We start from the raw sequence: 23129 nt of genomic DNA, 5'->3' as shown, positions 1-23129 counted from the left end.
TCAAAAGTAAATAACCTGTTATTTACTAAATATTTTTTTATAACAAAAAACATCCGTTAAACGCTAACGGATGTTTTTTACTTTATTATTCTAAAATTGTCACTTTCACATTGAACTTTCGGCCCCATTGTTTGCAAGCATCGACACTATTTAAGTGAACATCAATAATATTCCCTTTAATTGCCCCACCAGTATCTGCTGCTAGAGCAATACCATATCCTTCGACTTCTACAACAGAACCTAATGGAATAACACTTGGGTCAACAGCGATTACTTGTGAGTTTTGACGTAAATCAACGCCCAAAGCGGTATAAAAACTTGAACCGACTTCTTTATAAGAGTACGCAGTCGCTTGGACATACAACGTTTTTCCTGTTGACGGCGCAGGAGTTTCTACCACGGGTGGCGTAGAAGGGCTTGTTTCTGGTTGACTAACTTCAGGTTGCGGCGTAGTCACTTGTTCTTGTGTTGCTGGTTGTTTTTCAGCTTCTTTGGCGGCTTTTTCCGCTGCCTTTTTCGCTTCTTCTTCAGCCAACTTCTGACGTTCTTTTTCTGCTGCTAAACGAGCCGTTTCAACTTCTTTACTTTGAGCAATTTCTGCTAAAGCGGCTTGGTTTCCTGCCAGCTGTACTTTTAATGCTGCGACTTGATCATCCAAAGCATCTGCCTTTATTTGCAGTGTTTGTTGATCATTGACTAGTTCTGCTTGGGCAACTTGCGCTGTTCTTTCTAACTCTTCAAGCTTCAAGGTTGCTTCTTCCAAAGTTTGAACGGTTTCTTTTTCAGCATTTTGCATCACACTCATTGCATAAAGACCACTAACTAATTCTTGTAAGTTAGAAGTTTGTAATAAATAAAAGAGTTTGTTCTCGCCTATACTACTTACTTGGAGATTTCTTAAACGTTTTGCTGCAATCTCTTTTCGCTTTTTGATTGTCTCATTGGTTTCGACAATCTCTGCTTGCGTGCTTGCAATTAACGCTTCATTTTGGGCGACATCATTTTTTAGCGCTTCGACTGCTCGATAAGTTTGATTTACCTCTTCTAACGCAGCTTGAACTTGCGAACTAATCGCTTGGCTTTGCTGTTGCAAGGTCACTTCTTTTTGATTAAGCGACTCTAATGTATCGGCTGAAATAGAAACTGGTGCCAACATTTGAATAAAAACTAAACTTAGTACAATCCATTTTTTTCTATGCATAAAGGTTTAACCGTTTCCTCTCTTGACGAATTCTTAAATATTATACGAAAAATAACTAAATGCTTTGTAACAGTTCTTTTACAGATTGTTACAAATAAACAGATAAATAGTAGAATGAAGTGACATTTCGACACTATTCTAATTGAAACCGCCATTGAAAGCCTTTTATTTATTGTTATTTTTCGTCACATAATTGTAATGTTCCTTCATTTTCTCCTTAAATCTTTTTTTAAGCTATGCTATGATAGTAGATAGTTTTAATGAATAGACAGATAAAGTGAAAATATTTTTATAAATAAAGGAGAAGTGAGATGTTACGTTTATTTCCTTATGCGAAAAATTATCGTAAAGAAATTATATTAGGTCCAACTTTCAAATTTTTGGAAGCTGTTTTTGAATTGTTCTTACCATTATTGATGGCTCGTTTAGTGGATCAAGGCATCCAACAACAGAATTGGACCGTTATTTGGCAAATGACTTTTTGGATGATACTCGCATCGATTACTGGCTTATTGTTTGCTATAACCTGTCAATATTTTTCTTCGATTGCCTCCCAAGGTTTTGGTACGGAACTTAGAAATCAGCTAATGGAAAAAATTAACCGCTTATCGCACCGTGAATTGAATTACTTTGGTAGCAATACTTTAATCACTCGTTTAACAAATGACATTAATCAAATGCAATTGGCCCTAGCAATGGTCATTCGTCTAGTCGTACGAGCGCCCTTTTTAAGTATCGGGGCTTTGATCATGGCTTTTTATATTGATTGGCAAATCGGCTTGATTTTCTTAGCTATTCTTCCAATTTTTTCTTTACTTTTATTTTTACTAATTCGCTTTTCGGTGCCATTATTTCGACTCGTTCAGCAACAACTCGATCGCTTAAATCAATTGGTGGCTCAAAATTTAAGTGGCGTACGAATTATTCGGGCCTTTAATCGCCAAGAGCGTGAAGTCGATAAATTTCAACAACAAAGCGATGCATTAAATGAAACTTATTTAAAAGTCACAAAATTATCGATCATTTTATCACCTCTGACAACATTGGTGTTAAATTTAGGCATTATTGGCATTTTTATGATTGGTGGTTTTAAAGTTGAGCTTGGTCATTTGCAACAAGGGGAAGTCTTAGCTTTGGTTAATTATATGAATCAAATGCTCTTAGCTTTAATTGTTGTTTCAAACTTAGTCATTATTTTTACTCGTGCAGAAGCTTCTGCCAAGCGAATCAACGAAGTCTTTGATTTACCAATTTCTTTAAGCGAAAAAGACGAACCGACCATGCCTCGGCAAGTTCGTGGTGAAATTATTTTTAATCAGGTCGATTTTCGTTACTCACCTGAACACGGACGCGCCCTTCGAAAAGTTAGTTTTCAAATTCCAGCAGGCGCTTTTTTGGGAATAACTGGTCCTACCGGTTCTGGTAAATCAACCCTTACGCAATTGATTCCACGTTTTTATGACATCGATACAGGTGAAATATTAGTGGATGGGATAAACATCAAAGATTGGCCGTTAGATTATTTACGTCGGCAAATTGCTTTTGTACCACAAAAATCCGTGTTGATCCGCGGAACCATTCGTGAAAATCTACAATGGGGGAAAGAAACGGCAACCGACGCTGACTGCTGGCAAGCACTTGAACTTGCTCAAGGTGCCGAATTTGTGCGTCTTCTACCGGACCAGTTGGATACTTTGATTGTTGAAGGCGGGAAAAACTTTTCTGGCGGACAAATTCAACGGTTGGCGATTGCCCGTGCTTTGATTGCCCAACCTAAAATTTTAGTTTTGGACGATTCGCTGAGTGCTCTTGATTACCAAACAGACTGGCTTTTGCGTCAAAACTTAAGAAAGATTCCTGCGACCGTTTTACTCATTTCTCAGCGGGTTTCGTCTATTCAAGAGGCTGATCAAATTTTAGTTTTAGAAAAAGGGCGGGTAGTAGGCTTAGGCTCACATTTAGATTTGCTCCAGCAAGTGCCTTATTATCAAGAAATTGTCCATGCACAAGAAGAAGGTGAATCAAATGCATAAAAATCAAATTGATTGGCAAATACTCAAACGTTTTATGCCTTATGTAATGGCTTACCGTAAATTAAATACTTTTGCACTCATTTGCGGTATCATAACGGGTGGTTTTTCCGTTTATTTAACTTATTTAATTGGCCGTGGAATCGATCAACTCGTCGGGCAAAATCAAGTTGATTTTGCTAAATTGGCCCAAATACTAGTACAATTCGTTCTTGTTTTACTCTTAACAACTGTTAGTCAATGGTTAATTTTACAGTTGGGAAATCAAGTCGCATACAAAAGTGTCAATCAACTTCGAAAAGACAGCTTCGCACATTTAAATCAGCTACCGATTCAAACTTATGATCAAACACCTCATGGCAGTTTAATGAGTCGCTTTACGAATGATTTGGATTTAGTTGCTACAGCAATTGCGGCAGTCTATCAACAATTGTTTGCGGGTATGACGATTATTTTCATCGCCCTCGTATTGATGCTACGTCTAAGTTTTACTTTAACCATTGTTGTTTTATTCTCCACTCCTTTTATTTTTATGGTTAGTTATTTTGTTGCAAAACGCTCGCAACAGGACTTTACCGATCAACAAAAAATCATTGGTGAAATGACTAGTTTTATTAACGAACGAATAAATAACCAGGAGCTCTCAATTGCTTTTCGCCAAGAAAAAAAGAATCAACAAACATTTACAAAAATCAATCAAGAACTCTATAAAAAAGGCCAACGTGCGCAATTTTCTTCTTCTTTAACCAACCCTGCTTCTCGCTTTGTGGACCATTTAGCTTATGTTGCAGTGGGCTTTGTCGGTGCCTGGTTAATATTTATCGGCTCATCGACCGTAACAATTGGTGTGATTGCCAGTTTTACAATTTATGCCACACAGTTTTCAAAACCTTTTATCGAATTGTCTGGTTTAATGACTCAAATTCAAGGGGCATTCGCTGGTCTTGCGCGAGGTTTTGAATTACTCGATCAAGAAATAGAAAAAAAAGAACAAGCGATCGACTTACCAAAAGTGCGAGGCGATATTACTTTTACGGATGTTGATTTTGCTTATTCTCCAAATCAACCATTAATTACTGACTTTGATTTCAGCGCAACAGCCGGTGAAACTATCGCCATTGTTGGAAAAACGGGTGCTGGCAAATCAACTTTAGTTAATTTGCTGATGCGTTTTTATGAAGTCCAAAAAGGAATGATTACTTTAGATGGACGCAATATTCAACAAATTCCACGAGGCCAATTACGGCAATGTTTTGGGATGGTTTTACAAGATACTTGGCTTTTTGATGCGACTTTGCGAGAAAACTTAACTTACGGCAAAGAACAAACCAGTGATGAAGAAATCTATGCGGCATTAAAGAAAACAGACATGCTCGAATACGTGATGGATTTACCCAAAAAATTAGACACGCCAATCGGGCACTATGGTGTGAAACTTTCAGAAGGACAACGACAACTCCTAACGATTACTCGTACGATGATTGCTAATCCACCAATGCTCATTTTGGATGAAGCAACCAGCTCCGTCGATCCACTAACTGAACGAAAAATCCAAAGTGCTTTCTTAGCTTTGATGCAAGGAAAAACGAGCTTTGTCATTGCCCATCGCTTATCCACGATTGAATCCGCCGATAAAATTCTTGTAATGGATCAAGGAAAAATTATCGAACAAGGAACACACGCAGCATTATTAGCTCAAAATGGGGCTTATGCAACACTTTACCATGCACAATTTGAAGAGTGACCAATCAAAAAAACTCGAAAAATAGCGACATTCACTTGCTATCGATTAGGATTCTGAAATATAACCGTCCTAACCGATAGCTGATTGTAACTAATTTTTCGAGTTTTTTTTGAACGGATTTACTCTTTTAATAATCCGAGTTCCGCTTTTAATTTTAAGACGCGATAGACCGCTTGATTCAGATCTATTTCTGGATAATCATTTTGTTCCACTGCTTGAATAATTACTGGAATTTGACTGGCATAATGGGAGCTTAAAACCAAATCATTCCCCGCTTTTAACGCGCTTAAAGCGGCCGCTTCTTGGCTAGTGAAGTCGGTCATCCCTGCCATGTCTAAATCATCCGTCATGATGACGCCCTCAAATTGTAATTCCTCACGCAAGAACTGAATAACGGTTGGCGAAATCGAAGCCGGTTGTGTCGCATCTAAACTAGTAATGATATTATGCGATACTAAAATACTATCTGCCCCCGCCTCAATCCCCGCTTGAAAAGGAGGTAGCGCGTCTTCTTCTAGTTCGGTCAACGAACGCGTATCTGTGACTATTTCAACATGTGAATCGAGATTGTCCCCATATCCTGGAAAGTGCTTTAACGTTGAAGCAACGCCTGTTTCTTTCAAGCTCTTAACAACTGTTTTAACAAAGGTATTTGTCCCTATTACGTCTAAACCGATTGTGCGCTCATAAATAAACGCTTGTGGATTCGTTGCCACATCAGCCACTGGAAACATGCCAAATTGAAACCCTAAATCAGCTAAAATAGCCGCCTTTTCCTGTGTGTCTTGGGCAATTCCTTCCCAACCTTGTTCTTGATAAATCGCTTGTGGTGAAAGAAATCGTGCTTCTACCAAATTCGGATTCATACTTATCCGAGTCACGGTTCCACCTTCTTCATCAGAAGCAAAAAATAAGGGAATTTTTTGCTCGGCTTGTAAGTTTTGGATTTTTTCAATTAAACTGTCTTTGTTCTCATTGACTACATCCGTCCCAAAAAGGATAAAACCACCTAAATTATACGTCTGACTATCATTTAACGCTTGCTCTCCAGGAAAACGAGCTAAAAATAATTGACCGACTTTTTCAGCTAACGTCATCGTGGTGATCTTTTCTTGAATCCAGTCGGTTTCTGTTTGCGTACTCTCGACGACTGACGATTTGGTTGTGGACGTTTGACTCGATGAATGCGTTGTTGAACTTTCGGTAAACGAACTTGAGTTGGTTGTTTCACCTGACTTGACGCAAGCGCTCAGAGAAAATAGCAAGCTAAGGAAACATACAAATAATGTTTTTTTCATTAAAAAACTCCTTTCTGGCCCGCTTTTAGCGTACCTTGAAAGGAGTGAAAATGCAACTATCTACTTGACTTAAAACGAATAACGACTGCGTTTCATTAATTGTTTTACAGGGATGACCCGGCCAACAACATAAGTGAGTGCACTTTGAACCGGCAACATAATCAGCGCCTTCAATAAACGCGGACCCCAAATAATCCAACTCGTTAAGGGAACATTATACATAATCGCTAACCAAATTGGTGTTAAAATAAAACCAATTATGACGGTATTGGCAATTGTACACAAAATGGCATTTTTCCAAGTCACTTCTTTTTTATAGAAGAAATAACCGTAGATTAAACCACCGATAAAAGCATTCAATGTAAACCCTGGGAAAAAAGCAGCCCTAGCGAACAATGACATGCCTAGTAAATCAGCAATGACCGCTCCAACGCCTGTCCAAAACGGACCAAACATCATCGCCATCACCATTTTTGGCACAAAATCAAAAGATATCTTGATAAACTGCCACTCAAAACCTAAAATCCGAGATAAGATAACCATTAAGGCTACCAAAATCCCCATCATGCTTATCATATAAGCACTCATTTTTTGTTTCATTCGAAGCATCTCCTTAATAGAGTTGCTACATAAAATATGCAGCGAATGCGAAAATAAAACCGCAGACCAAAAGGCCCTTCGTCAAAAAGCAACATCCCATCTTTTTGCACTTAACGCTTTATTTTCTACTCTGGTTTTTATTTAGATAGACGAGCTACCCATGACGAGAATATAGCATAAAAAAACAAGCGAAGCAATCTTTTGCCTTTTTTTCTCTAGTTACATCCCCAATTTTATGAAAAAAACTCGCAAAATCCGATCGTTTTACGAGTTTTACTTGTTTCTTGTTATTAAATTGTTGTTTCTTTTGCTTTATTGAAAACGGGAATTTCAAATCCTTTGCTTAAAGCACGCACAATAAAGAAAGCAATGTTATAATCCACCATGCTATGAACAATACCGCCGACGCCCATCAAGACAAATAAGAAGTAAAAAGCATTCCCTTGTACTTGCATTTGACCACCAAACATAAAAGCAGCTACAACGACTAATTCTACCGCTGAATGAATAAACGCAATCAAGAAATTAAATAGTTGGAACTTCTTGATGTTATTAACAATATCTGGATTTTTTTGTAGATAAATAGAACCGATAATGGCAAATACTAAATGTGACAATGCTCTTAAAGCAATAATGAATGGCAAGCCATTAATCATAAAACCAAAAGTCGTTCCAAGCGCAACCGCAACTGCCATCGCTGGTGAAAAGAACATCGCAATTAATAAAGGTACATGACTTGCTAAAGTAAATGATGCTGGACCAATGACGATTTTTGGCATAACCATTGGGATAATGACTCCCATTGCGATTAACAAAGCCCCGATTGTTAACTGACGTACTGAATTATTTCTCATGTTTACTCCTCCAAATGTGTCAAGACACGTTTTGTTTTCTTTAGTTTAGCTGTTCCTCGCTTAACTGTCAAGACACATTCGTTTTATTTTAGTAATTTTCATGATTTTTATCATAAGTTATGAAAAAACAGACCATTCGAATTCAAATGGTCTGTTTTTTTAAGAACGGCTATTTTCCAAGGCGTTACTTAAGGCTGCAAATTCAGCTAATGACAACGTTTCGCCGCGACGTGAAGGTTCGATACTAGCTACTTCTAATGCCTGGGTTAGCCAGCGTTTCGTTGCTTCGTCTTTCCCATAGAAATTTTGCAAATTATTCCACAATGTTTTTCGTCGCAATTGGAAAGCAGCCTTGGTTAATTTAAAGAACTCTTTTTCATTCACTACCTCAACAGCTGGTTTTTCTCGGCGCGTTAATTTTAAAATTGCTGAATCCACGTTTGGCTGAGGGACAAATACCGTTTTAGGTACGATGAAAGCGAGCTTGGCTTCCATATAGTATTGAACAGCAATCGATAGTGAGCCATATGCTTTCGTTCCAGGTTTTGCACTAATTCGATCGGCCACTTCTTTTTGCATCATCACAACCATCTCAGCAATCGGTACACCCGACTCTAAGAAATGCATCATAATCGGCGTCGTAATATAATAAGGTAAATTAGCGACAACCTTTATTGGATACTCTTGGGTAAATTCAGTTTTTATAATTTGAGCGAGATCGGCTGTTAGTACATCTTGATGCAATACTTTTATATTAGGGTAAGGTGACAACGTATCTGCTAAAACCGGAATTAAACGATCATCAATTTCAAAAGCTAAGACTTGATTCGCGCTTTGACCTAAGTGCTCAGTTAAAGCCCCAATCCCTGGTCCGACTTCAATGACATTGGTTTCTTTTGTGATATCAGCAGTGGCAACGATTTTACGTAAAATATTCGGTTCCGTCAAAAAGTTTTGACCTAAACTCTTCTTAAAAGTAAAACCATGTTTTTTTAAAATTTCTTTCGTTCTTGTCGGATTTGCAATTTCTCGGTTTTCGTTCACTCTTTTTCCTCGACTTTCTTTAAAGCGGCGATGAGTTCTTCATAAGTAATTTGAAACATCGCCAAACGTTTTTGCAACTGCTTGCCATTGGTATAACCAATCCGCAATTCATCGCCTAATTTCTCTCGTAATTCTTTTGCCCCACTTCCAGCCATTAAACCTAAAGCAAATAAATCACTTTGACGAATAGTTGGTTGTGTTGTCTTTTCAGCAACCGGCACAACGACGCGGTTCAAAGCTTCCAAAATAGCCGCGTCACTTGCATGTTCCACACCTAAACTCCGATTTTTCTTTTTTCCTTTGGCTTGTGCGCGTGGTAAAAAGGCGTGCTTGACTTCGGGGACAGCTTCCATAATAATTTTACGGATTTTTTCCCCTGAAAAATCTGGATCCGTAAAGACAATCACCCCTCTAATTTCTTGAGCGTGTTCAATTTGTTGCAAAATATTTTCGTTAATGGCCGATCCGATCGTTTCAATCGTATCCGCACTTACTACTTCTTGAATCCTTTTTGTGTCGTCTTTGCCTTCAACGACAATAATCTCTTCAATAATCGGTTTGCCCATTACGAAATCCTAAAGAGTTGGTGCGCGTTTTTAGTTGTTTGCTGAGCGAGTTCTTCAAAAGAAACTTCACGTAATTCTGCAATTTTTTCAACAACGTAGCGTGTGTACCCAGGTTCATTACGCTTGCCACGATAAGGAACCGGCGCTAAATAAGGGGCATCTGTTTCAACCAATAGACGATCGAGTGGGACAATTTTTGCCGCTTCTTGAATTTCGATTGCCTTTTTAAACGTTACCACACCACTAAAAGAAAGGTGCATGCCTAAATCTAAAAAGCGCTTAGCCCATTCACTATCACCACTATAACTGTGCATAATGCCACCAATTTCATGTACTTTGCAATCTTTTAAAATCCGATACGTGTCTTCAATCGCATCACGCATATGAATACTAATTGGTAAGTTCATTTCTTTTGCAATCGCGATTTGACGACGAAATACTTTTTCTTGTACCTCTTTAGGGTCTTCCATCCAATAATAATCGAGGCCGATTTCACCCAAAGCCACGACTTTCGGTAATGTCAATTGTTCTTGCAATCTTTTTTCGATTGCGGGTGTATAAGAGCCTGCTTCTGTCGGGTGCCAGCCAATAATACTATAAATAAAATCGTAAGTTTGACTTAACGCTAACGACAAGTCAATCGTCGCGGTATCAAAGCCTACAACCGCCATTTCAGTAACCCCTTGTTCTTTGGCACGCTGAATGACTTCAGGGATTTCTCCTTCAAATTGTTTGGCATTTAAATGTGTGTGTGAATCAAAAATCATTCTACATTGCCCTCCTTATTCTCTTGTCTACAATAGCACATTTTTCTTTAAAATTTAAGTAGATGTTCGATTGCTTTTTTACCTATAATCTACTATTCTTAATAAAGTAGAAAAATTAAATCAAAAAGGAGCCAAAACATGTCGGACTTCATTTATCCGCTTATACTTGGAGTAAGTCTACTTTTCTTTTTTTGGTTCTTACTGAAACCTAAAAAAGCAAAAGAGGTCCATTATCTCGTTCAAAAAGATAAGAGTCAAATTTTAGATATATCGAAAGCTTATGATTTATACGACAACCCGAAAAACGTTGTCATTGCGCATTTTAGTGATACACATTTTGGTAAAAAAATAAAGCCTCGAAAAATAAAACCGATCATTCAATCGACAATCCAGCAACAACCAGATATTATTTTATTTTCTGGTGATTTACTTGAAGATTATAGTAAGTGGCCCCATCGACAGTCAAGTGATTTAATTGATAAACTAAATCGTCTTTCAGCACCAATGGGCAAGTTTGCTGTTTTAGGTGACCGCGATTACCAGGCAAATGGGCAATACTTTGTGAAAGAAATATTAAAAAGTAGTCAGTTTGATTTATTAGTAAATCAAGACTTGTACCAAACAAAAGAAAATATCTCACTTCACCTAACAGGTTTAGACGATACCCTTGCCGGTCAACCCGTTTTTAATCATCCGAAAAAACTATCGACTTGGTCAATCCTTCTAATGCATGAAACCGATTACCTTGGCGAAATAAAAAACCTCACTGATTATGATTTGATTTTAACGGGACATGAATTTAAAAAACCTCTCTTGAAAAAAATAAACGCGGTGCCTTTATTTACAAACGGGCTTTATCAATTCAACCAAAAAACTTTACTTTCTATTTACCCAGGCTTTAGCAAGTGGCCTCACTTCATAAAAAAACCGGTCATTTACTATTACTATTTAGCGAAATAAAAACCATGAAATGGCCGTATTTCATGGTTTTTATTTTTTAATTAATTTAAATTTTTATTGAGACAAACCTTCATAGATTTTCTCTAAATTCCATTTCATCATCGCATAATAACTATCCCCATCTTTGCCTGGTTCTGCGACTGAATCGGTAAAGACCGTCGTATAAATTGGGACATTTGTTTCTGTTGAGACGCTTGTTAATGGCTTTGGATTGGCGCTACTTTCTAAAAAGAGCGCTGAAACTTGCGATTGCTTGATTTTTTTGACCACTTGGCGAATTTGATCTGGTGTCCCTTCTTCTTCCGTATTAATTTCCCAAATATAAGCGGAAGGGACCCCATACGCTTTTGAAAAGTATTTAAAACTACCTTCACTTGTAACAATCAATTTTTTCTCACTCGGTAATTGATCAAAACGAGCTTTTCCCGTTTCGTGAAGTGTGGCCAATTTTTCAAGGTAAGCTTCGCCATTTGTTTCATAAAAAGTACGGTGCGCAGGATCTTTTTCACTCAAGTATTTGGTAATATTCCGGACATATTGCATACCATTTTGAAGATCTAACCAAGCGTGAGGGTCTTCCTTGCCTTCATTTCCCCCTTCTTGTAAGTAAAGCGGGCTCACTCCCTCACTTACAGCAAAATAATCTTGGCCTTCAATTTTATTGGCATTTTTCATTAATTTATTAAACCAAGCATTGCCACCTGTCTCAAGGTTCAAACCGTTGTATAATACAAGGTCGGCATTTGTTGCTTGACGAATATCTTCTGGTAAGACTTCATATTCATGTGGGTCGCGTCCAACGGGGACAATACTATATAAATCAATTTTATCTTGACCGACTTCCTTAGTTATATCGGCTAAAATCGAATTGGTTGCAACGACGTGAAGCTTGGTAACCTCTTCATTTGTTGGTTGTGCTTTCACGTAGTAGCGAATCCCCCCCATAAAAAATACCCCTAGTGCGAGTGCTGCTAAATAGACCCCCTTGCCATGTTTTTTGCGTTGCATTGGTGAAAATAAAAAACCAATCACAAAGAAAAAAGCAGCGGTTAAAACGATACTGGATCCGGCAGCTAAGTTAAAAGTATAACCTAACCACAAACCAATCACTGAAGACAACGCTCCTAAAGTCGATGATAAAATTAACATTTGACTTAAACGTTTCGTATATAAAAACGCGGTTGCAGCAGGCGTAATTAATAGCGCTACTATTAAAATCGTTCCCACGCTTTGCATCGCAGTCACCGATACAAGTGTTAATAAAAACATTAATAGATAATGATACATTTTGACATTCATTCCAAAAGCCTGTGCCATGTTGGTATCAAATGAAGTCAATAGTAACGGCCGGTAAAAAAGAATGATAATGAACAGCACTAGCACTGCAATGCCAATCGTTAACCACATCTCACTCTTTTGCACAGCTAACACATTCCCAAATAAAATATGGAATAAGTCTGTCGAGCTATTCGCGAATCCAATTAAAATGACCCCTAAAGCAAGAAAGGCACTAAACGTAATCCCTATCGCGGTATCACTTTTGACAATACTATGATGCGAAATGTAAGTAATTAATATCGATGCTAAAATCCCAAAAATGATGGCTCCGATGAAAAAATTGATACCTAATATATAAGAAAGTGCGACACCTGGTAACACCGCATGTGAAATCGCATCCCCCATCAGCGACATTCCCCTTAAAATAATAAAACAACCAATGGCTCCCGCTACAATCCCAATTGCTACGGACGTTATGAGCGCGTTACGCAAAAATTGGTATTCCACTAAACCTGAAATGAACGTCTGAAACATCTTACTCGCCTCCTAACACAACTAACGATTGGCCAAAAGCTTGTGCCAATTTCTTTGGTGTAAAAACTTGTTTCGTCGGCCCAACCGCGATTAACTGTTGTTTCATTAAAATTAGTTGATCAAAATACGTTTCAACTTTACTGAGATCATGGTGCACAATAAAAATATACTTGCCTTTACTTTTTAAATCTTGTAATAAATTCATTATAATTTCTTCACTGACGATATCGATACCAACAAATGGTTCGTCTAAAAAGATTAAATCGGCATTTTGAACGAGTGTACGTGCAATTAAAACCCGTTGGAATTGCCCGCCCGATAATTCTCCAATTTGCCGATTTTTAAATTCAAGCATGGCGACTGCTTTTAAAGCTTCCTCGACTTTTTGCCAATCAGCTTTTTTTACCCGTTGATAAAAACGCATTTGTGGGTAAAGCCCTAACGAAACACATTCTTTGACTGTAATCGGAAACGTTTCATCAATCGCACTTTTTTGTTCAACATAAGCGATTTTTTTTTGAAATTGTTTTAAAGGAAGTGAATCAAAGAAAATCTCACCGTTATGTGGAATCAAATCAAGCATTGCTTTAATTAACGTTGATTTCCCTGCGCCATTTGGTCCAATAATGCCAACAATCGCTGGTTCTTGTATGGAAAAAGTCACTTCTTTGACCGCCATTTGGTCTGTTTGATAACGAACTGAAATTTGATTTACTTGAAACATCCAATCCCTCCTATTTTTATTTTTAGGTTAACCTAAACTTTTTTTATTTATCATACCTTCTAATCAGTAAAAATGCAAATAAAAAAAAGCTTGCTGAATTTTTTCTCAGCAAGCTTTTTGATTAAACTTCTGTATACCCTTCTAACAAACGTTTTTGACCTGTTAACTGCTGAATCTCTGTAATATCTTGTGATACTTCCAGACAACCTAAATAATTGTTTGCTTGGTCTTTCACGGCAAAATAGCGAATATAAATTTTACGTTCTTTCATGTCAATCCAAAAACTAGCTTCTGAACGAGTCCCTGCTTTAAAGTCACGCAAGATTTCTTCCACCATGTGCATACTTTTTGGTGGATGACAGTTCACCACTTCACGGCCAATAACGGATTTCGTTCGAGGGAAAATTCGAATTGGTCCTTCAGAATAAAAACGAACGCGATCCTCTTGATCCACAAACGTTAAATCGACTGGTAAAATAGAAAAAATACCAATTAGTTGCTCAACATTTAAAACGCCTGTTGGGAAAACAATACTCTCTGCTTCGTTTTGGCGCTCCCAGTCAAAGTGGTCTGTTTGCGCTTGTTCTTCTTTTGCCAAACGAAGACCTTCTGCAATCCCTTCTGTTGTTTCTTTGGCTTGTTGGATGGCCATTTGACGTAACGGTTCACGCTCGGCTTCTTTTTCAAGTGATGCTTGGCTAGCTTTCCAAGGCATTGGTTCAGGAATATAGGCAAAGCCAATTTCAAAACTATCTGCCGCTATTTTTTCCCAATCGGCTAGACTAAAAACATCTAGACACATTGGCACCATGATTTCTTCTTCTTTAAAAATCATTTCTTCAATTTCTTCTTTCACTTTTTCCCATTTCTCAAACATGGGATTAAAAGCAACTTTTTCACTTTGAACATACTGCAGTAAGTCTTTGATTAAATCACGAATATCATCATCTACTCCCCACATCACTTGCGGTGGCGCAGTAATTCCATATTTTTCCATATAACTAAAAAAAAGTGTTTCTTTCCGAGCATAATGTTTATCAATTTGTAAAAGATCCGTCAAAGCATCAATTAAACGCTCTTTGTATGACCAATCACCTTTTTTTAATTTCGCCAAAACACCATCTACTTCATCCGTTAAAAGTGATTGTAGTACTTGGTTTTCTAGTTTTAAAGTATGAACAGGATGCCCAGGATACCCATGTTCTTCATTTGAATGATGGATTTCATTAATTGAACCTTTAAACACTGCGGCATGCACGTTACATAATCGTTGAATTTCAGCTGGATTTAACCCTTTTTGAATCAGTGCTCGTTCGGCAGAAGTAATTTCAGTGACATCAATGCCATCAAATTCTTCAATAAATAATTGCTTCGCCTCTTCAAAAGAGCCCCCTTCATGTAATAAAGATAGGATTTCAACAATTCGATTTTGACGGTCTTCTTTCGTTCTATGCTTCATTTTACTTCACCCCCACGACAGTAAAACCTTTTGCTTCAAATGCGGTAATCACTTGTTCAAGTGGAATTTTCTTTAACTTTGCGCCTTTAGGAATCGTCACATAACGCCCAGCTGTCTGTAACATCCCTGGTTGGATAATATCTTTAAAGCCAATTTCAAACATCAAATCTTTCACAACTGGATACTGATTGACTAATTCATATAATGATTTTGAAAAATCGATTTCCATTAAAATCCCCTCCTTAATTAAGAATGATTCTCAATGATTCTAATTATAGCATGTTTTTTCAGCATCTTAAACACAAAACCAAATGAATAATATTTCCTTCACAAATTTTTTATATATTTTTTTATATTAAAGATTGATTCAATCCAAGCTTAACATTAGAAAACATTCATTTTATTTCACTCTTTGTGAATAAAGGTTCAAATTAACAGTAACTTAGACTATACTAATAGCATGGTTAAACAAGGGGGAAATTAAAATGAAAAAGATTTTTAGTAATTTGTTGTTACTTTCTTCACTATTATTAGTAACAGCTTGTGGAAATGCTGGGCAAACAACAAATTCCACATCAAGTGCATCAAGCGACAAGACAACTGATACTACTTCAGGTGCATCCGAACAGCAGTATACTGATCCGGCCGAATTAAAAGATACCTATGATGTCATTATTGTTGGAGCAGGCGGAGCAGGAATGGCCGCAGCAATCCAAGCGAAAGAATCTGGTGCCAATCCAGTTATTTTAGAAAAAATGCCGATTGCTGGCGGAAATACGTTGAAATCTTCAGCGGGAATGAACGCGTCTGAAACAAAATTTCAAGCTGAACAAGGGATTGAAGATTCAAATCAAGCATTCTTTGATGAAACACTAAAAGGTGGTGCTGAAACGAATGACCAAGAATTATTGCGTTATTTCGTGGATCATTCTGCAAGTGCGATTGATTGGTTAGATTCAATGGGAATTAAATTAGATAATATTACGATTACTGGTGGAATGAGCACACAAAGAACCCATCGCCCTTCTGATGGTTCATCCATTGGTGGTTACTTAGTAGATGGATTAATTTCAAATGTCCATGAACGAGAAATACCACTATTTGTGAATGCAGATGTCGTAAAAATTAATGAAACAGATGGAAAAATTTCTGGTGTGCAAGTAAAAATTGAAGGCGAAGAAAAAACGATTAAAGCCGATGCAGTCATCGTTACAACGGGTGGTTTTGGTGCAAACATGGAAATGGTTGTTGCAAACAAACCGGAATTAGCTGGTTTTGTTACGACAAACCAAGCAGGTTCAACCGGCGATGGTATTACAATGATTGAAGCTTTAGGTGGACAAACGGTGGACTTAGATAAAATTCAAATTCACCCAACCGTTGAACAAGAAACTTCTTTATTAATTACAGAAGCGGTTCGCGGAGAAGGGGCCATTTTAGTTAGCCAAGCAGGTACTCGTTTTTATAATGAAATGGATACACGCGACAAAGTTTCCCAAGCCATTATTGCCTTACCAGAACAATATGCTTATTTAATCTTTGACGCTGGCGTAAAAGAAAGAGCCAAAGCGATTGATTTTTATGTCAAAGAAGGATTAACCGTCGAAAGTGAGACAATTGAAGGATTAGCAAATGAAATTGGCGCTTCTGAAGCGGATTTAAAAGCAACTCTTGATACATGGAATCAAGCAGTCACTGCGCAAGACGACACAGAATTTGGTCGAGCAACTGCGATGGATAACCGTTTAGATAAAGGACCTTTTTATGCAATTAAAATTGCACCTGGTATTCATCATACAATGGGCGGTGTTAAAATTAACACACTAACGGAAGTGCAAAACAAAGCCAATGAAAGTATCCCCGGCTTATACGCAGCTGGCGAAGTGACAGGTGGTTTACACGGAAGTAACCGAATTGGTGGGAATGCGGTAGCCGATATTATCATTTTCGGACGCCAAGCAGGTGAACAAGCAGCAACTTTTGTTAAAAAATAAAGATAATAAAAAAGCATGAGATAAAAGAGTCCTCTCTTACCTCATGCTTTTTTGTTAACCTTTACGGAAAGTATATACGCGTTTTCCTTTTGTTTTTACTTCTTCATCAATGACCTGCTTTGCAAGAGCTTCTTCTCGAGCTTCACGAAATATTACTTCTTTTTCTTGCTTATAGTTTTTTTGACGCTCTGCATATACTTCTTCTTTCGTTTTATCTTTCATAAAAAACTCTCCCTCCACATGATTTGAAAACGTTCTCTAAGTCCATAATAAAAGAAAGTTGTGGATTTGTAAACCATATTGTTTATTTCTTTAAACGATGTGCCTTACAAATGTCTTGAATGGCTTGATAAAGTGTTTGAACCTCTTCCATGTTCTTCGCATTGGCACCACTAGCCAGAGGATGCCCGCCACCATGGTATTTTTTAGCTAATTCATTAATGACTGGCCCTTTTGAACGCATTCTTACGCGATAATAGCCTTCAGGTTGCTCAACAAAAATTGCCCAAGCAAGCACATCTTCAATCATTCCTGGTAAGGAAACAATCGCTGAAGTATCGACGTCACTTACCCCGATTTCTTGCAGCACTGCTTGCGTAAGGATAACTTGACCGGCACCATTGGCATCTACTTTTAAATTTTCATAAACAAAACCTGAAAGTTGTGCCACGTTTAGTGATATTTGTTCTAATTGGCGATTTAATTTTGTTGCATCAAAAGGATACTCACGTAAATCAGCAGCAATCTTTAACGTGTGCGCGCTTGTTGCTGGGTATAAAAAACGGCCCGTGTCGCCAACAATCCCTGCATAAAGCAAGCGAGCGGCTTCCCCATTCATTTCCAATTCATTTGAGAAAATTTGCCAAAAATCAGCAATCATTTCACTACAACTACTTGCCTTTGTATTCACCCACACGAGATCGCCATAAGGTTCATCATTCGGGTGATGATCAATTTTAATGAGCTTTTCCCCTAGAAGATAACGTTCATCGCTAATTCGTGGTGTATTCGCGGTATCCGTTATGATAACGAGGGCGCCTTGATACCATTCATCAGGAATTTCATCCATTTGAGCCAAGTATTCTAAACCTTCCACAGGGCCGCCAACTTGATAAATCTTTTTATTAGGGAAGTTATTTCTCAACAATTCTGCCAATCCAACTTGTGAACCAAGTGCATCTGGATCCGGACGTTTATGTCGATGAATCATAATTGTGTCATAATTTTTAATGGCTTGTAGAATTTTTTCTTCCACTCTCATAAGAATCCCCCTATTTTTTACGGTCGCTCCATCACTTGACAAACAACGATTGCTTTAGCGACTAATGAATTTTCAATAAAAATTTCAACATCTAACTTTGCTGATCGTCGACCAAATTCTAAAATTCTTGGTTGCAAAACGAGTTCACTTTCCAACTGAATTAAACGAAAATAATGTAAATTGACTTGTTCAATCCAAGTATTTCTTCGTTGGTTCACTAATAAACTACGCTTAGCAGTCGTTGCGATGATCTCACTTAGTACGCCAAATGAAATAGTCCCTAGCTCATCCACCATTTGAGGAGTCACAGTAAAGCGAAATTCTGGTTGTTCGAGTTTATTGCCTTCAAAGTCTTGATCAATCATCTGCAAATGGCCTGCAATTTGATCAGAAATTGTATCTGAAACTTGTGGCTGGCGCTGAACAAGCTGCATTGCTTTCATTACGTCTTGACGAGTTATAATGCCTAATAAAGACAAATCATCAGCTACAACCGGCATCACCTCTAATCCTTCCCAAATCATTTGGTGAGAGACCGAAGCCACACTCATTTCTTTTTTGACAATTCGTGGATCTCTTGTCATGATTCGCTCAATAATTTGATTATCTGCTTTTTCTAAAACATCTTTTGCAGTCACAATTCCAACCGTGCGCATATTCTTGTTTACAACCGGAAAACGTGAATGGCCATTTTTTTCAGCTAATGATTTGTAATCTTTTACAATATCAGTCGTCGTTAAATACTGTGTCTTAGCTAAAGGCATATAAATATCGCCCACCAACAAGATTTCTTTTTTAATTAATTGGTCGCTTAATGCGCGGTTAATCATTGTTGCCACGGTAAAAGTATCATAAGTTGTTGAAATAATTGGCAAAGCTAACTCATCGGCTAGTGCCTGAATGGCGGGTGTTGTTGCAAATCCTCCAGTAATCAGTACCGCCGCCCCTGCCTTTAGTGCAAGTTTTTGAACATTTTCCCGGTTCCCAACAATCATGAGTGAGCTAGGTGTAATATAGCGTTCCATTGCTTTTTCTTGCATAGCACCAATCACAAATTTATTTAGATCTTTCCCTAGTCCGCTAGCTCCACCAAGAACTTCCCCTTCAACAATTTGAGAGACTTCATCAAAAGTTAATTTCTCAATGTGTTTTTTTAATTTCCTTTCGATTCGAATGGTGCCGACGCGTTGAATCGTCGAAACAAGACCCGTTGATTCGGCATCTTTAATCGCTCGATAAGCCGTGCCTTCACTAACATCTAAGTCTTTAGCAATTCCTCGGACTGAAATTCGTTCGCCAACTGGTAACCCCTCGATGTGCGCTAAGATTAAATCATGCTTTGTTGCCATCTATTTACCCCTTCGTCTTTCTTCTTTATATAGGGACAGTCATTGCAAATGTCCCTCTCTTGTTCAATTCTTAATTATCAATAAATTTTACTATAAATATGAATTATATCAGTACAGCTTAACAACTATATTGTAACAGATTAAGCCAAAGAAACAAATATTCGGCTTAAATTTTGATGAAAAGACGATAAGAGGTTTTGATTCTAAGACAATCGTTATTTTTTAAGGTTCTAAGTTTTAATAAGATTTTTTTAAACCAACAAGTTGATCAAAATCGGCACAAGTAAGTTGCGGGTAAATTGGTGGTTTATACATTAGAAGCCTTCAATATTGCTAAAAGTGCACAGTTTTCCAAGTCTATATTCTTCAATGAATTTTGTTTTGAAATCAACGGAATAGGTAATTCCTTTTTGACTTGCTTTAACGATATTTGGATTCGCTAGTAAAGCTTTAAGTTGGCTTGGTGTAAAAGGCTTAGTAGTCATTGATTAACCCGTCCTTCCTTTTTCTTGTTATATTTAGTGGACATAAAAATAGACCCAATCGCTCATGTGTTTTTTTCAACCTGTCCTTATCTATGGGGACACTTCAAACACCGTTGTTTCAATGTTTTTTATCTAATAGGTAGACATAAGATAAAAAAACGATTTGAAAAAGTTCTTTCAAATCGTTTTTATTCCAGTTATTCAGAGATTTCTTGTTTTGTTTCGCTTTGGTTTTCTTCGTCATACAAGCCGGAGATTTTTGTATACCAAGTAAAGACTGCTTGAAGTAAAACTTTAACAGCTGCGTAAACTGGGATTCCTAAAATAACTCCCGTCAAACCAAATAATTGGCCTGAAGTCAGTAAAACAAATAAAATGGTAATTGGATGAATATTTAGCTGACTACCTAAAATGAGTGGTGAAATAAAACGGCCTTCAAGGGTTTGTTCTACTACAAACACAACCAATACTTTAACTAATAACACTGGTCCACCAACAATTCCTAAAAACACAGCCGGAACCATTGCTAAAAACGAACCTAAGTATGGAATTAAATTTAAAAAACCAGCCATAATCCCTAAAGTAACCGCGTAATCTAGACGAATAATTGAAAAACCAACAATAAAAATAAGGGCCACCAAAAAAGCGACTGTTAGTTGACCGCGAATATAAGAAGAGACTTGGTCATTCATTTCTTTTAATATTTTTAAAGTTGGTTTGCGCCATTTCGTCGGTAATACTTGGACGGCAAAAGGAACTAATTTCTCTCCATCACGCAATAAATAAAACAATATAAACGGCGTTGTAATGATCGCAACTACGACCGAAGCAATTGCACCAAAAAGATTGCCCAAATTTTTCAAAGAAGATTTTGAAAAATTTTGTATTATTTGGGTAAACCAAGTAAATATTTTTTCCCAAGATTGCTCTAATTGCTCTTGAACTTGACTAAACATCGAGCTTGAGAGAAAATCAGTGACCGTTTTTTCCGCGACACTCATGTAACTCGGAAGATTGTTCACAAAACTAATCGATTGCTCCTGAATCTTAGGAATAATGACTACAATCCCCCATACAATCAATCCTGTGACAAAAATAAACAAGCCGATAATACTATAAATCCGTTTGACGCCTTTTTTTTCAAAATAATCGACAACAGGATTCATTAAATAATATAAAATTCCAGCCATAATAACCGGCAAACTAACAATACCGATAAATTGCAAAAATGGGGTAAATAAATAAGCCACTTTTGTAAATAAAAAAATATTACATAAAACAAGTAAGACAATTAATAAGGCGGTCACCACTTGGTTATTTAAAAACCAGCGCCAAAACCACGAAAAGGTGTATTTGTTTTTTTTATCCATCAAAATCCTCCTACGCTTGATAAGTAATCGTCATTCCTTTTGAAATATTTGGTAATTTTGCGGGTGTCAAATAAATACTACTGCCTAATTTCCCTTCGTGCGGTTCTTCCGCAAAGACAAAAGAAACATGTTCAATTTCTTGTAGATTACGATTGGCAAATTGTCCAACATAGGTCACATGATAGATTTCTTCACCAAAAGCAATTTTGTCTCCAACGGCTACCTTTACTTTCTTTGGATCTTCTATTTTTTGAATGATGGCATATTCCTGTAATCCTTGCGTTACGCCCTCACCAAAAAATAGTAACAAGGGTTCTTTGTGATCAATTGCCTTGTTGCCAATTTCAATAACAGTTGCTTTTTGCATCAATCTTATCAATCCTCTCTGCTTCTTACAATAATTATAGCACATTCTTTTTTTGTTCGGTTCATTTGTGTGTTAAAATACAGTAAAGGAAATAAAAAGATTTTGTAGGAGGCTATTCATGAAAGAAAAAATGTTATTAGGTACTTATACTCGTCGTAAAAGCGAAGGTGTTTATTCACTTACTTTAGATACGGACACCAAAAAACTAGAAGCGTTAACACTTGTCACAAAGGAAAACAGTCCCACTTACTTAGCAAAAAGCCAAGCTGGAAATATTTATTCAGTGACTTCAATTCATGATCAAGGTGGCGTGGCTGCTTACAACCAAGACTTTCACTTTTTAAATGGTGTAACAAAAGAAGGCGCGCCGTTATGTTATGTCGCAGTTGATGAAGTGCGTCAATTGGTCTACGGGGCCAACTATCATAAAGGTGAAGTCAATGTCTACCGAATTTTAAACGATGGTTCGTTAGAAGAAACAGATACCGTTTGCCACCAAGACCCAACTGGACCTCATGCCAATCAAGATAAACCACATGTCCATTACACTGATTTGACACCCGATGGCCGCCTAGTTGTTTGTGATTTAGGAACAGACATTGTTTATACTTACGATGTTTCAAATGATGGAAAATTAAATTTAGTTGCTCGCTTTGAAGCTTTCCCTGGAACGGGTCCTCGCCATTTAGTCTTTCATCCAAATAACAAATTCGCTTATTTATTTGGTGAACTAGCGAATACCGTAACGGTTTTAAGCTACGATGAGGTCACTGGCGCATTTGAGTCACTCCAAACGATTTCAACTTTACCAGCCGACTTCACCGGTTTCAGTGGTGGCGCAGCGATTCGCATTACCCGTGACGGCCGCTTTTTATACGCGTCTAACCGTGGTCATAATTCATTAGCTGTTTTTACAATTAATGAAGAAGGCGCAAACTTGCACTTGATTCAACTGATTTCAACTGAAGGCGATCATCCAAGAGATTTTGCCCTTGATCCGACTGAAGCATTTATTGTGTGTGCCAATCAAAATACTGATAACTTAACGTTATACGCACGTGATGCCAATGAAGGCACATTAACTTTACTCGAAAAAGACATTTTCGCACCTGAAACTGTTTGTGTTTTATTTGATTAATTACTTACCTTAAAAGTCTTGTGGTATTAAGTCAAGTGATAAGTAACGCTCTTTTCATCGTTTTCACAAAATTTAGACCGCACGAAACTAAACCCGACCCAAAACT

At 37.5% G+C, this 23129-nt stretch carries 22 protein-coding genes and 1 riboswitch; of the genes, 5 read left to right on the top strand and 17 right to left on the bottom strand.

From position 1 onward, the window contains the following. Positions 1 to 85: 85 nt before the first annotated feature. Positions 86 to 1201 (bottom strand): 3D domain-containing protein, encoded by a 1116-nt coding sequence (locus JOD14_RS13360; RefSeq protein ID WP_204653879.1) that lies wholly within the window; start codon positions 1199 to 1201, stop codon positions 86 to 88. Positions 1202 to 1512: 311 nt separating this feature from the next. Between JOD14_RS13360 and JOD14_RS05690 the strand changes: the two genes are divergently transcribed. Both JOD14_RS05690 and JOD14_RS05685 read left to right on the top strand, forming a co-directional pair. Continuing rightward, positions 1513 to 3234 carry an ABC transporter ATP-binding protein gene (locus JOD14_RS05690; protein ID WP_204653878.1) on the top strand — a complete coding sequence of 574 codons (1722 nt, stop codon included), beginning with the start codon at positions 1513 to 1515 and terminating at the stop codon, positions 3232 to 3234. Further along, the gene (locus tag JOD14_RS05685; protein ID WP_204653877.1) at positions 3227 to 4975 is read left to right on the top strand and encodes an ABC transporter ATP-binding protein; all 1749 of its coding nucleotides are present in this window, start codon (positions 3227 to 3229) and stop codon (positions 4973 to 4975) included. The genes JOD14_RS05690 and JOD14_RS05685 overlap by 8 nt, the downstream gene beginning before the upstream one ends. 119 nt (positions 4976 to 5094) lie before the next feature. Here JOD14_RS05685 and JOD14_RS05680 read toward each other — a convergent pair whose 3' ends face one another. The 6 genes from JOD14_RS05680 to JOD14_RS05655 all read right to left on the bottom strand — a co-directional run bounded on the left by JOD14_RS05680 (position 5095) and on the right by JOD14_RS05655 (position 10104). Beyond that, positions 5095 to 6273: a glycoside hydrolase family 3 N-terminal domain-containing protein gene (locus tag JOD14_RS05680; RefSeq protein ID WP_204653876.1), complete on the bottom strand. Its 1179-nt coding sequence runs from the start codon at positions 6271 to 6273 to the stop codon at positions 5095 to 5097. A gap of 69 nt (positions 6274 to 6342) precedes the next feature. Then, positions 6343 to 6882: a folate family ECF transporter S component gene (locus JOD14_RS05675; protein ID WP_204653875.1), complete on the bottom strand. Its 540-nt coding sequence runs from the start codon at positions 6880 to 6882 to the stop codon at positions 6343 to 6345. A 28-nt stretch (positions 6883 to 6910) separates the two neighbouring features. Next, a riboswitch (THF riboswitch) is annotated at positions 6911 to 7008 on the bottom strand. Between the two features lie 155 nt (positions 7009 to 7163). Further along, entirely contained in the window at positions 7164 to 7727 is a 564-nt protein-coding gene (locus JOD14_RS05670; RefSeq protein WP_204653874.1) for a hypothetical protein, read from the bottom strand. A 159-nt stretch (positions 7728 to 7886) separates the two neighbouring features. After that, entirely contained in the window at positions 7887 to 8771 is an 885-nt protein-coding gene (gene rsmA, locus JOD14_RS05665; protein WP_204653873.1) for a 16S rRNA (adenine(1518)-N(6)/adenine(1519)-N(6))-dimethyltransferase RsmA, read from the bottom strand. Then, on the bottom strand, positions 8768 to 9337 hold the full coding sequence (rnmV, locus tag JOD14_RS05660; RefSeq protein WP_204653872.1) for a ribonuclease M5: 570 nt from the start codon (positions 9335 to 9337) through the stop codon (positions 8768 to 8770). The genes rsmA and rnmV overlap by 4 nt, the downstream gene beginning before the upstream one ends. Then, the gene (locus JOD14_RS05655; RefSeq protein ID WP_204653871.1) at positions 9337 to 10104 is read right to left on the bottom strand and encodes a TatD family hydrolase; all 768 of its coding nucleotides are present in this window, start codon (positions 10102 to 10104) and stop codon (positions 9337 to 9339) included. Before JOD14_RS05655 ends, rnmV begins: the two co-directional genes overlap by 1 nt. A 138-nt stretch (positions 10105 to 10242) precedes the next feature. Here JOD14_RS05655 and JOD14_RS05650 point away from each other — a divergent pair, with 138 nt between their 5' ends. Further along, positions 10243 to 11064 carry a metallophosphoesterase gene (locus JOD14_RS05650; protein ID WP_204653870.1) on the top strand — a complete coding sequence of 274 codons (822 nt, stop codon included), beginning with the start codon at positions 10243 to 10245 and terminating at the stop codon, positions 11062 to 11064. A gap of 54 nt (positions 11065 to 11118) precedes the next feature. On the opposite strand, the gene JOD14_RS13355 is transcribed toward JOD14_RS05650, so the two are convergent. The 4 genes from JOD14_RS13355 to JOD14_RS05630 all read right to left on the bottom strand — a co-directional run bounded on the left by JOD14_RS13355 (position 11119) and on the right by JOD14_RS05630 (position 15288). Continuing rightward, the gene (locus JOD14_RS13355) at positions 11119 to 12876 is read right to left on the bottom strand and encodes a metal ABC transporter solute-binding protein, Zn/Mn family (protein WP_204653869.1); all 1758 of its coding nucleotides are present in this window, start codon (positions 12874 to 12876) and stop codon (positions 11119 to 11121) included. 1 nt (position 12877) lies between these two features. Further along, on the bottom strand, positions 12878 to 13600 hold the full coding sequence (locus JOD14_RS05640) for a metal ABC transporter ATP-binding protein (protein WP_204653868.1): 723 nt from the start codon (positions 13598 to 13600) through the stop codon (positions 12878 to 12880). Positions 13601 to 13721: 121 nt separating this feature from the next. After that, the gene (locus JOD14_RS05635; RefSeq protein WP_204653867.1) at positions 13722 to 15059 is read right to left on the bottom strand and encodes a DUF438 domain-containing protein; all 1338 of its coding nucleotides are present in this window, start codon (positions 15057 to 15059) and stop codon (positions 13722 to 13724) included. Between the two features lies 1 nt (position 15060). After that, a complete protein-coding gene (locus JOD14_RS05630; protein WP_204653866.1) occupies positions 15061 to 15288 on the bottom strand; it encodes a DUF1858 domain-containing protein in 228 nt (75 codons plus the stop codon). Between the two features lie 256 nt (positions 15289 to 15544). Between JOD14_RS05630 and JOD14_RS05625 the strand changes: the two genes are divergently transcribed. Then, complete coding sequence (locus JOD14_RS05625) at positions 15545 to 17053, top strand: flavocytochrome c (protein WP_204653865.1); 1509 nt, start codon at positions 15545 to 15547, stop codon at positions 17051 to 17053. A gap of 54 nt (positions 17054 to 17107) precedes the next feature. Here the strand turns inward: JOD14_RS05625 and JOD14_RS05620 are convergent, their stop codons facing one another. From JOD14_RS05620 to JOD14_RS05595, 6 genes are all read right to left on the bottom strand, one after another. Then, on the bottom strand, positions 17108 to 17275 hold the full coding sequence (locus tag JOD14_RS05620; RefSeq protein WP_204653864.1) for a hypothetical protein: 168 nt from the start codon (positions 17273 to 17275) through the stop codon (positions 17108 to 17110). An 82-nt stretch (positions 17276 to 17357) separates the two neighbouring features. Continuing rightward, positions 17358 to 18314, bottom strand: coding sequence for a DHH family phosphoesterase (locus JOD14_RS05615; protein WP_204653863.1), 957 nt, complete (start codon positions 18312 to 18314; stop codon positions 17358 to 17360). A 17-nt stretch (positions 18315 to 18331) separates the two neighbouring features. Beyond that, a complete protein-coding gene (locus JOD14_RS05610; protein WP_204653862.1) occupies positions 18332 to 19663 on the bottom strand; it encodes a DRTGG domain-containing protein in 1332 nt (443 codons plus the stop codon). A 314-nt stretch (positions 19664 to 19977) separates the two neighbouring features. Next, the gene (locus tag JOD14_RS05605) at positions 19978 to 20148 is read right to left on the bottom strand and encodes a hypothetical protein (RefSeq protein ID WP_204653861.1); all 171 of its coding nucleotides are present in this window, start codon (positions 20146 to 20148) and stop codon (positions 19978 to 19980) included. 197 nt (positions 20149 to 20345) lie between these two features. After that, positions 20346 to 21518, bottom strand: a complete 1173-nt coding sequence (locus JOD14_RS05600) for an AI-2E family transporter (RefSeq protein ID WP_204653860.1) — start codon at positions 21516 to 21518, stop codon at positions 20346 to 20348. A 10-nt stretch (positions 21519 to 21528) separates the two neighbouring features. Next, complete coding sequence (locus tag JOD14_RS05595; protein ID WP_204653859.1) at positions 21529 to 21885, bottom strand: PTS glucitol/sorbitol transporter subunit IIA; 357 nt, start codon at positions 21883 to 21885, stop codon at positions 21529 to 21531. A gap of 118 nt (positions 21886 to 22003) precedes the next feature. Here JOD14_RS05595 and JOD14_RS05590 point away from each other — a divergent pair, with 118 nt between their 5' ends. Continuing rightward, positions 22004 to 23023, top strand: coding sequence for a lactonase family protein (locus tag JOD14_RS05590; protein ID WP_204653858.1), 1020 nt, complete (start codon positions 22004 to 22006; stop codon positions 23021 to 23023). The last annotated feature ends 106 nt before the right edge of the window (positions 23024 to 23129 follow it).

Source organism: Enterococcus lemanii, from assembly GCF_016909125.1.
Taxonomy (GTDB): Bacteria; Bacillota; Bacilli; order Lactobacillales; family Enterococcaceae; genus Enterococcus_I; species Enterococcus_I lemanii.
Note: the sequence above shows the minus strand (reverse complement) of the source record. Positions and strands in the feature narration are given on the sequence as shown.

Bases quoted from the DNA above. Each gene is read 5' to 3' on its own strand.
- JOD14_RS13360 (WP_204653879.1), bottom strand. From the start codon at position 1,201: ATGCATAGAAAAAAATGGATTGTACTAAGTTTAGTTTTTATTCAAATG.
- JOD14_RS05690 (WP_204653878.1), top strand. From the start codon at position 1,513: ATGTTACGTTTATTTCCTTATGCGAAAAATTATCGTAAAGAAATTATA.
- JOD14_RS05685 (WP_204653877.1), top strand. From the start codon at position 3,227: ATGCATAAAAATCAAATTGATTGGCAAATACTCAAACGTTTTATGCCT.
- JOD14_RS05680 (WP_204653876.1), bottom strand. From the start codon at position 6,273: ATGAAAAAAACATTATTTGTATGTTTCCTTAGCTTGCTATTTTCTCTG.
- JOD14_RS05675 (WP_204653875.1), bottom strand. From the start codon at position 6,882: ATGCTTCGAATGAAACAAAAAATGAGTGCTTATATGATAAGCATGATG.
- JOD14_RS05670 (WP_204653874.1), bottom strand. From the start codon at position 7,727: ATGAGAAATAATTCAGTACGTCAGTTAACAATCGGGGCTTTGTTAATC.
- rnmV (WP_204653872.1), bottom strand. From the start codon at position 9,337: ATGGGCAAACCGATTATTGAAGAGATTATTGTCGTTGAAGGCAAAGAC.
- JOD14_RS05655 (WP_204653871.1), bottom strand. From the start codon at position 10,104: ATGATTTTTGATTCACACACACATTTAAATGCCAAACAATTTGAAGGA.
- JOD14_RS05650 (WP_204653870.1), top strand. From the start codon at position 10,243: ATGTCGGACTTCATTTATCCGCTTATACTTGGAGTAAGTCTACTTTTC.
- JOD14_RS13355 (WP_204653869.1), bottom strand. From the start codon at position 12,876: ATGTTTCAGACGTTCATTTCAGGTTTAGTGGAATACCAATTTTTGCGT.
- JOD14_RS05640 (WP_204653868.1), bottom strand. From the start codon at position 13,600: ATGTTTCAAGTAAATCAAATTTCAGTTCGTTATCAAACAGACCAAATG.
- JOD14_RS05635 (WP_204653867.1), bottom strand. From the start codon at position 15,059: ATGAAGCATAGAACGAAAGAAGACCGTCAAAATCGAATTGTTGAAATC.
- JOD14_RS05630 (WP_204653866.1), bottom strand. From the start codon at position 15,288: ATGGAAATCGATTTTTCAAAATCATTATATGAATTAGTCAATCAGTAT.
- JOD14_RS05625 (WP_204653865.1), top strand. From the start codon at position 15,545: ATGAAAAAGATTTTTAGTAATTTGTTGTTACTTTCTTCACTATTATTA.
- JOD14_RS05620 (WP_204653864.1), bottom strand. From the start codon at position 17,275: ATGAAAGATAAAACGAAAGAAGAAGTATATGCAGAGCGTCAAAAAAAC.
- JOD14_RS05615 (WP_204653863.1), bottom strand. From the start codon at position 18,314: ATGAGAGTGGAAGAAAAAATTCTACAAGCCATTAAAAATTATGACACA.
- JOD14_RS05610 (WP_204653862.1), bottom strand. From the start codon at position 19,663: ATGGCAACAAAGCATGATTTAATCTTAGCGCACATCGAGGGGTTACCA.
- JOD14_RS05605 (WP_204653861.1), bottom strand. From the start codon at position 20,148: ATGACTACTAAGCCTTTTACACCAAGCCAACTTAAAGCTTTACTAGCG.
- JOD14_RS05600 (WP_204653860.1), bottom strand. From the start codon at position 21,518: ATGGATAAAAAAAACAAATACACCTTTTCGTGGTTTTGGCGCTGGTTT.
- JOD14_RS05595 (WP_204653859.1), bottom strand. From the start codon at position 21,885: ATGCAAAAAGCAACTGTTATTGAAATTGGCAACAAGGCAATTGATCAC.
- JOD14_RS05590 (WP_204653858.1), top strand. From the start codon at position 22,004: ATGAAAGAAAAAATGTTATTAGGTACTTATACTCGTCGTAAAAGCGAA.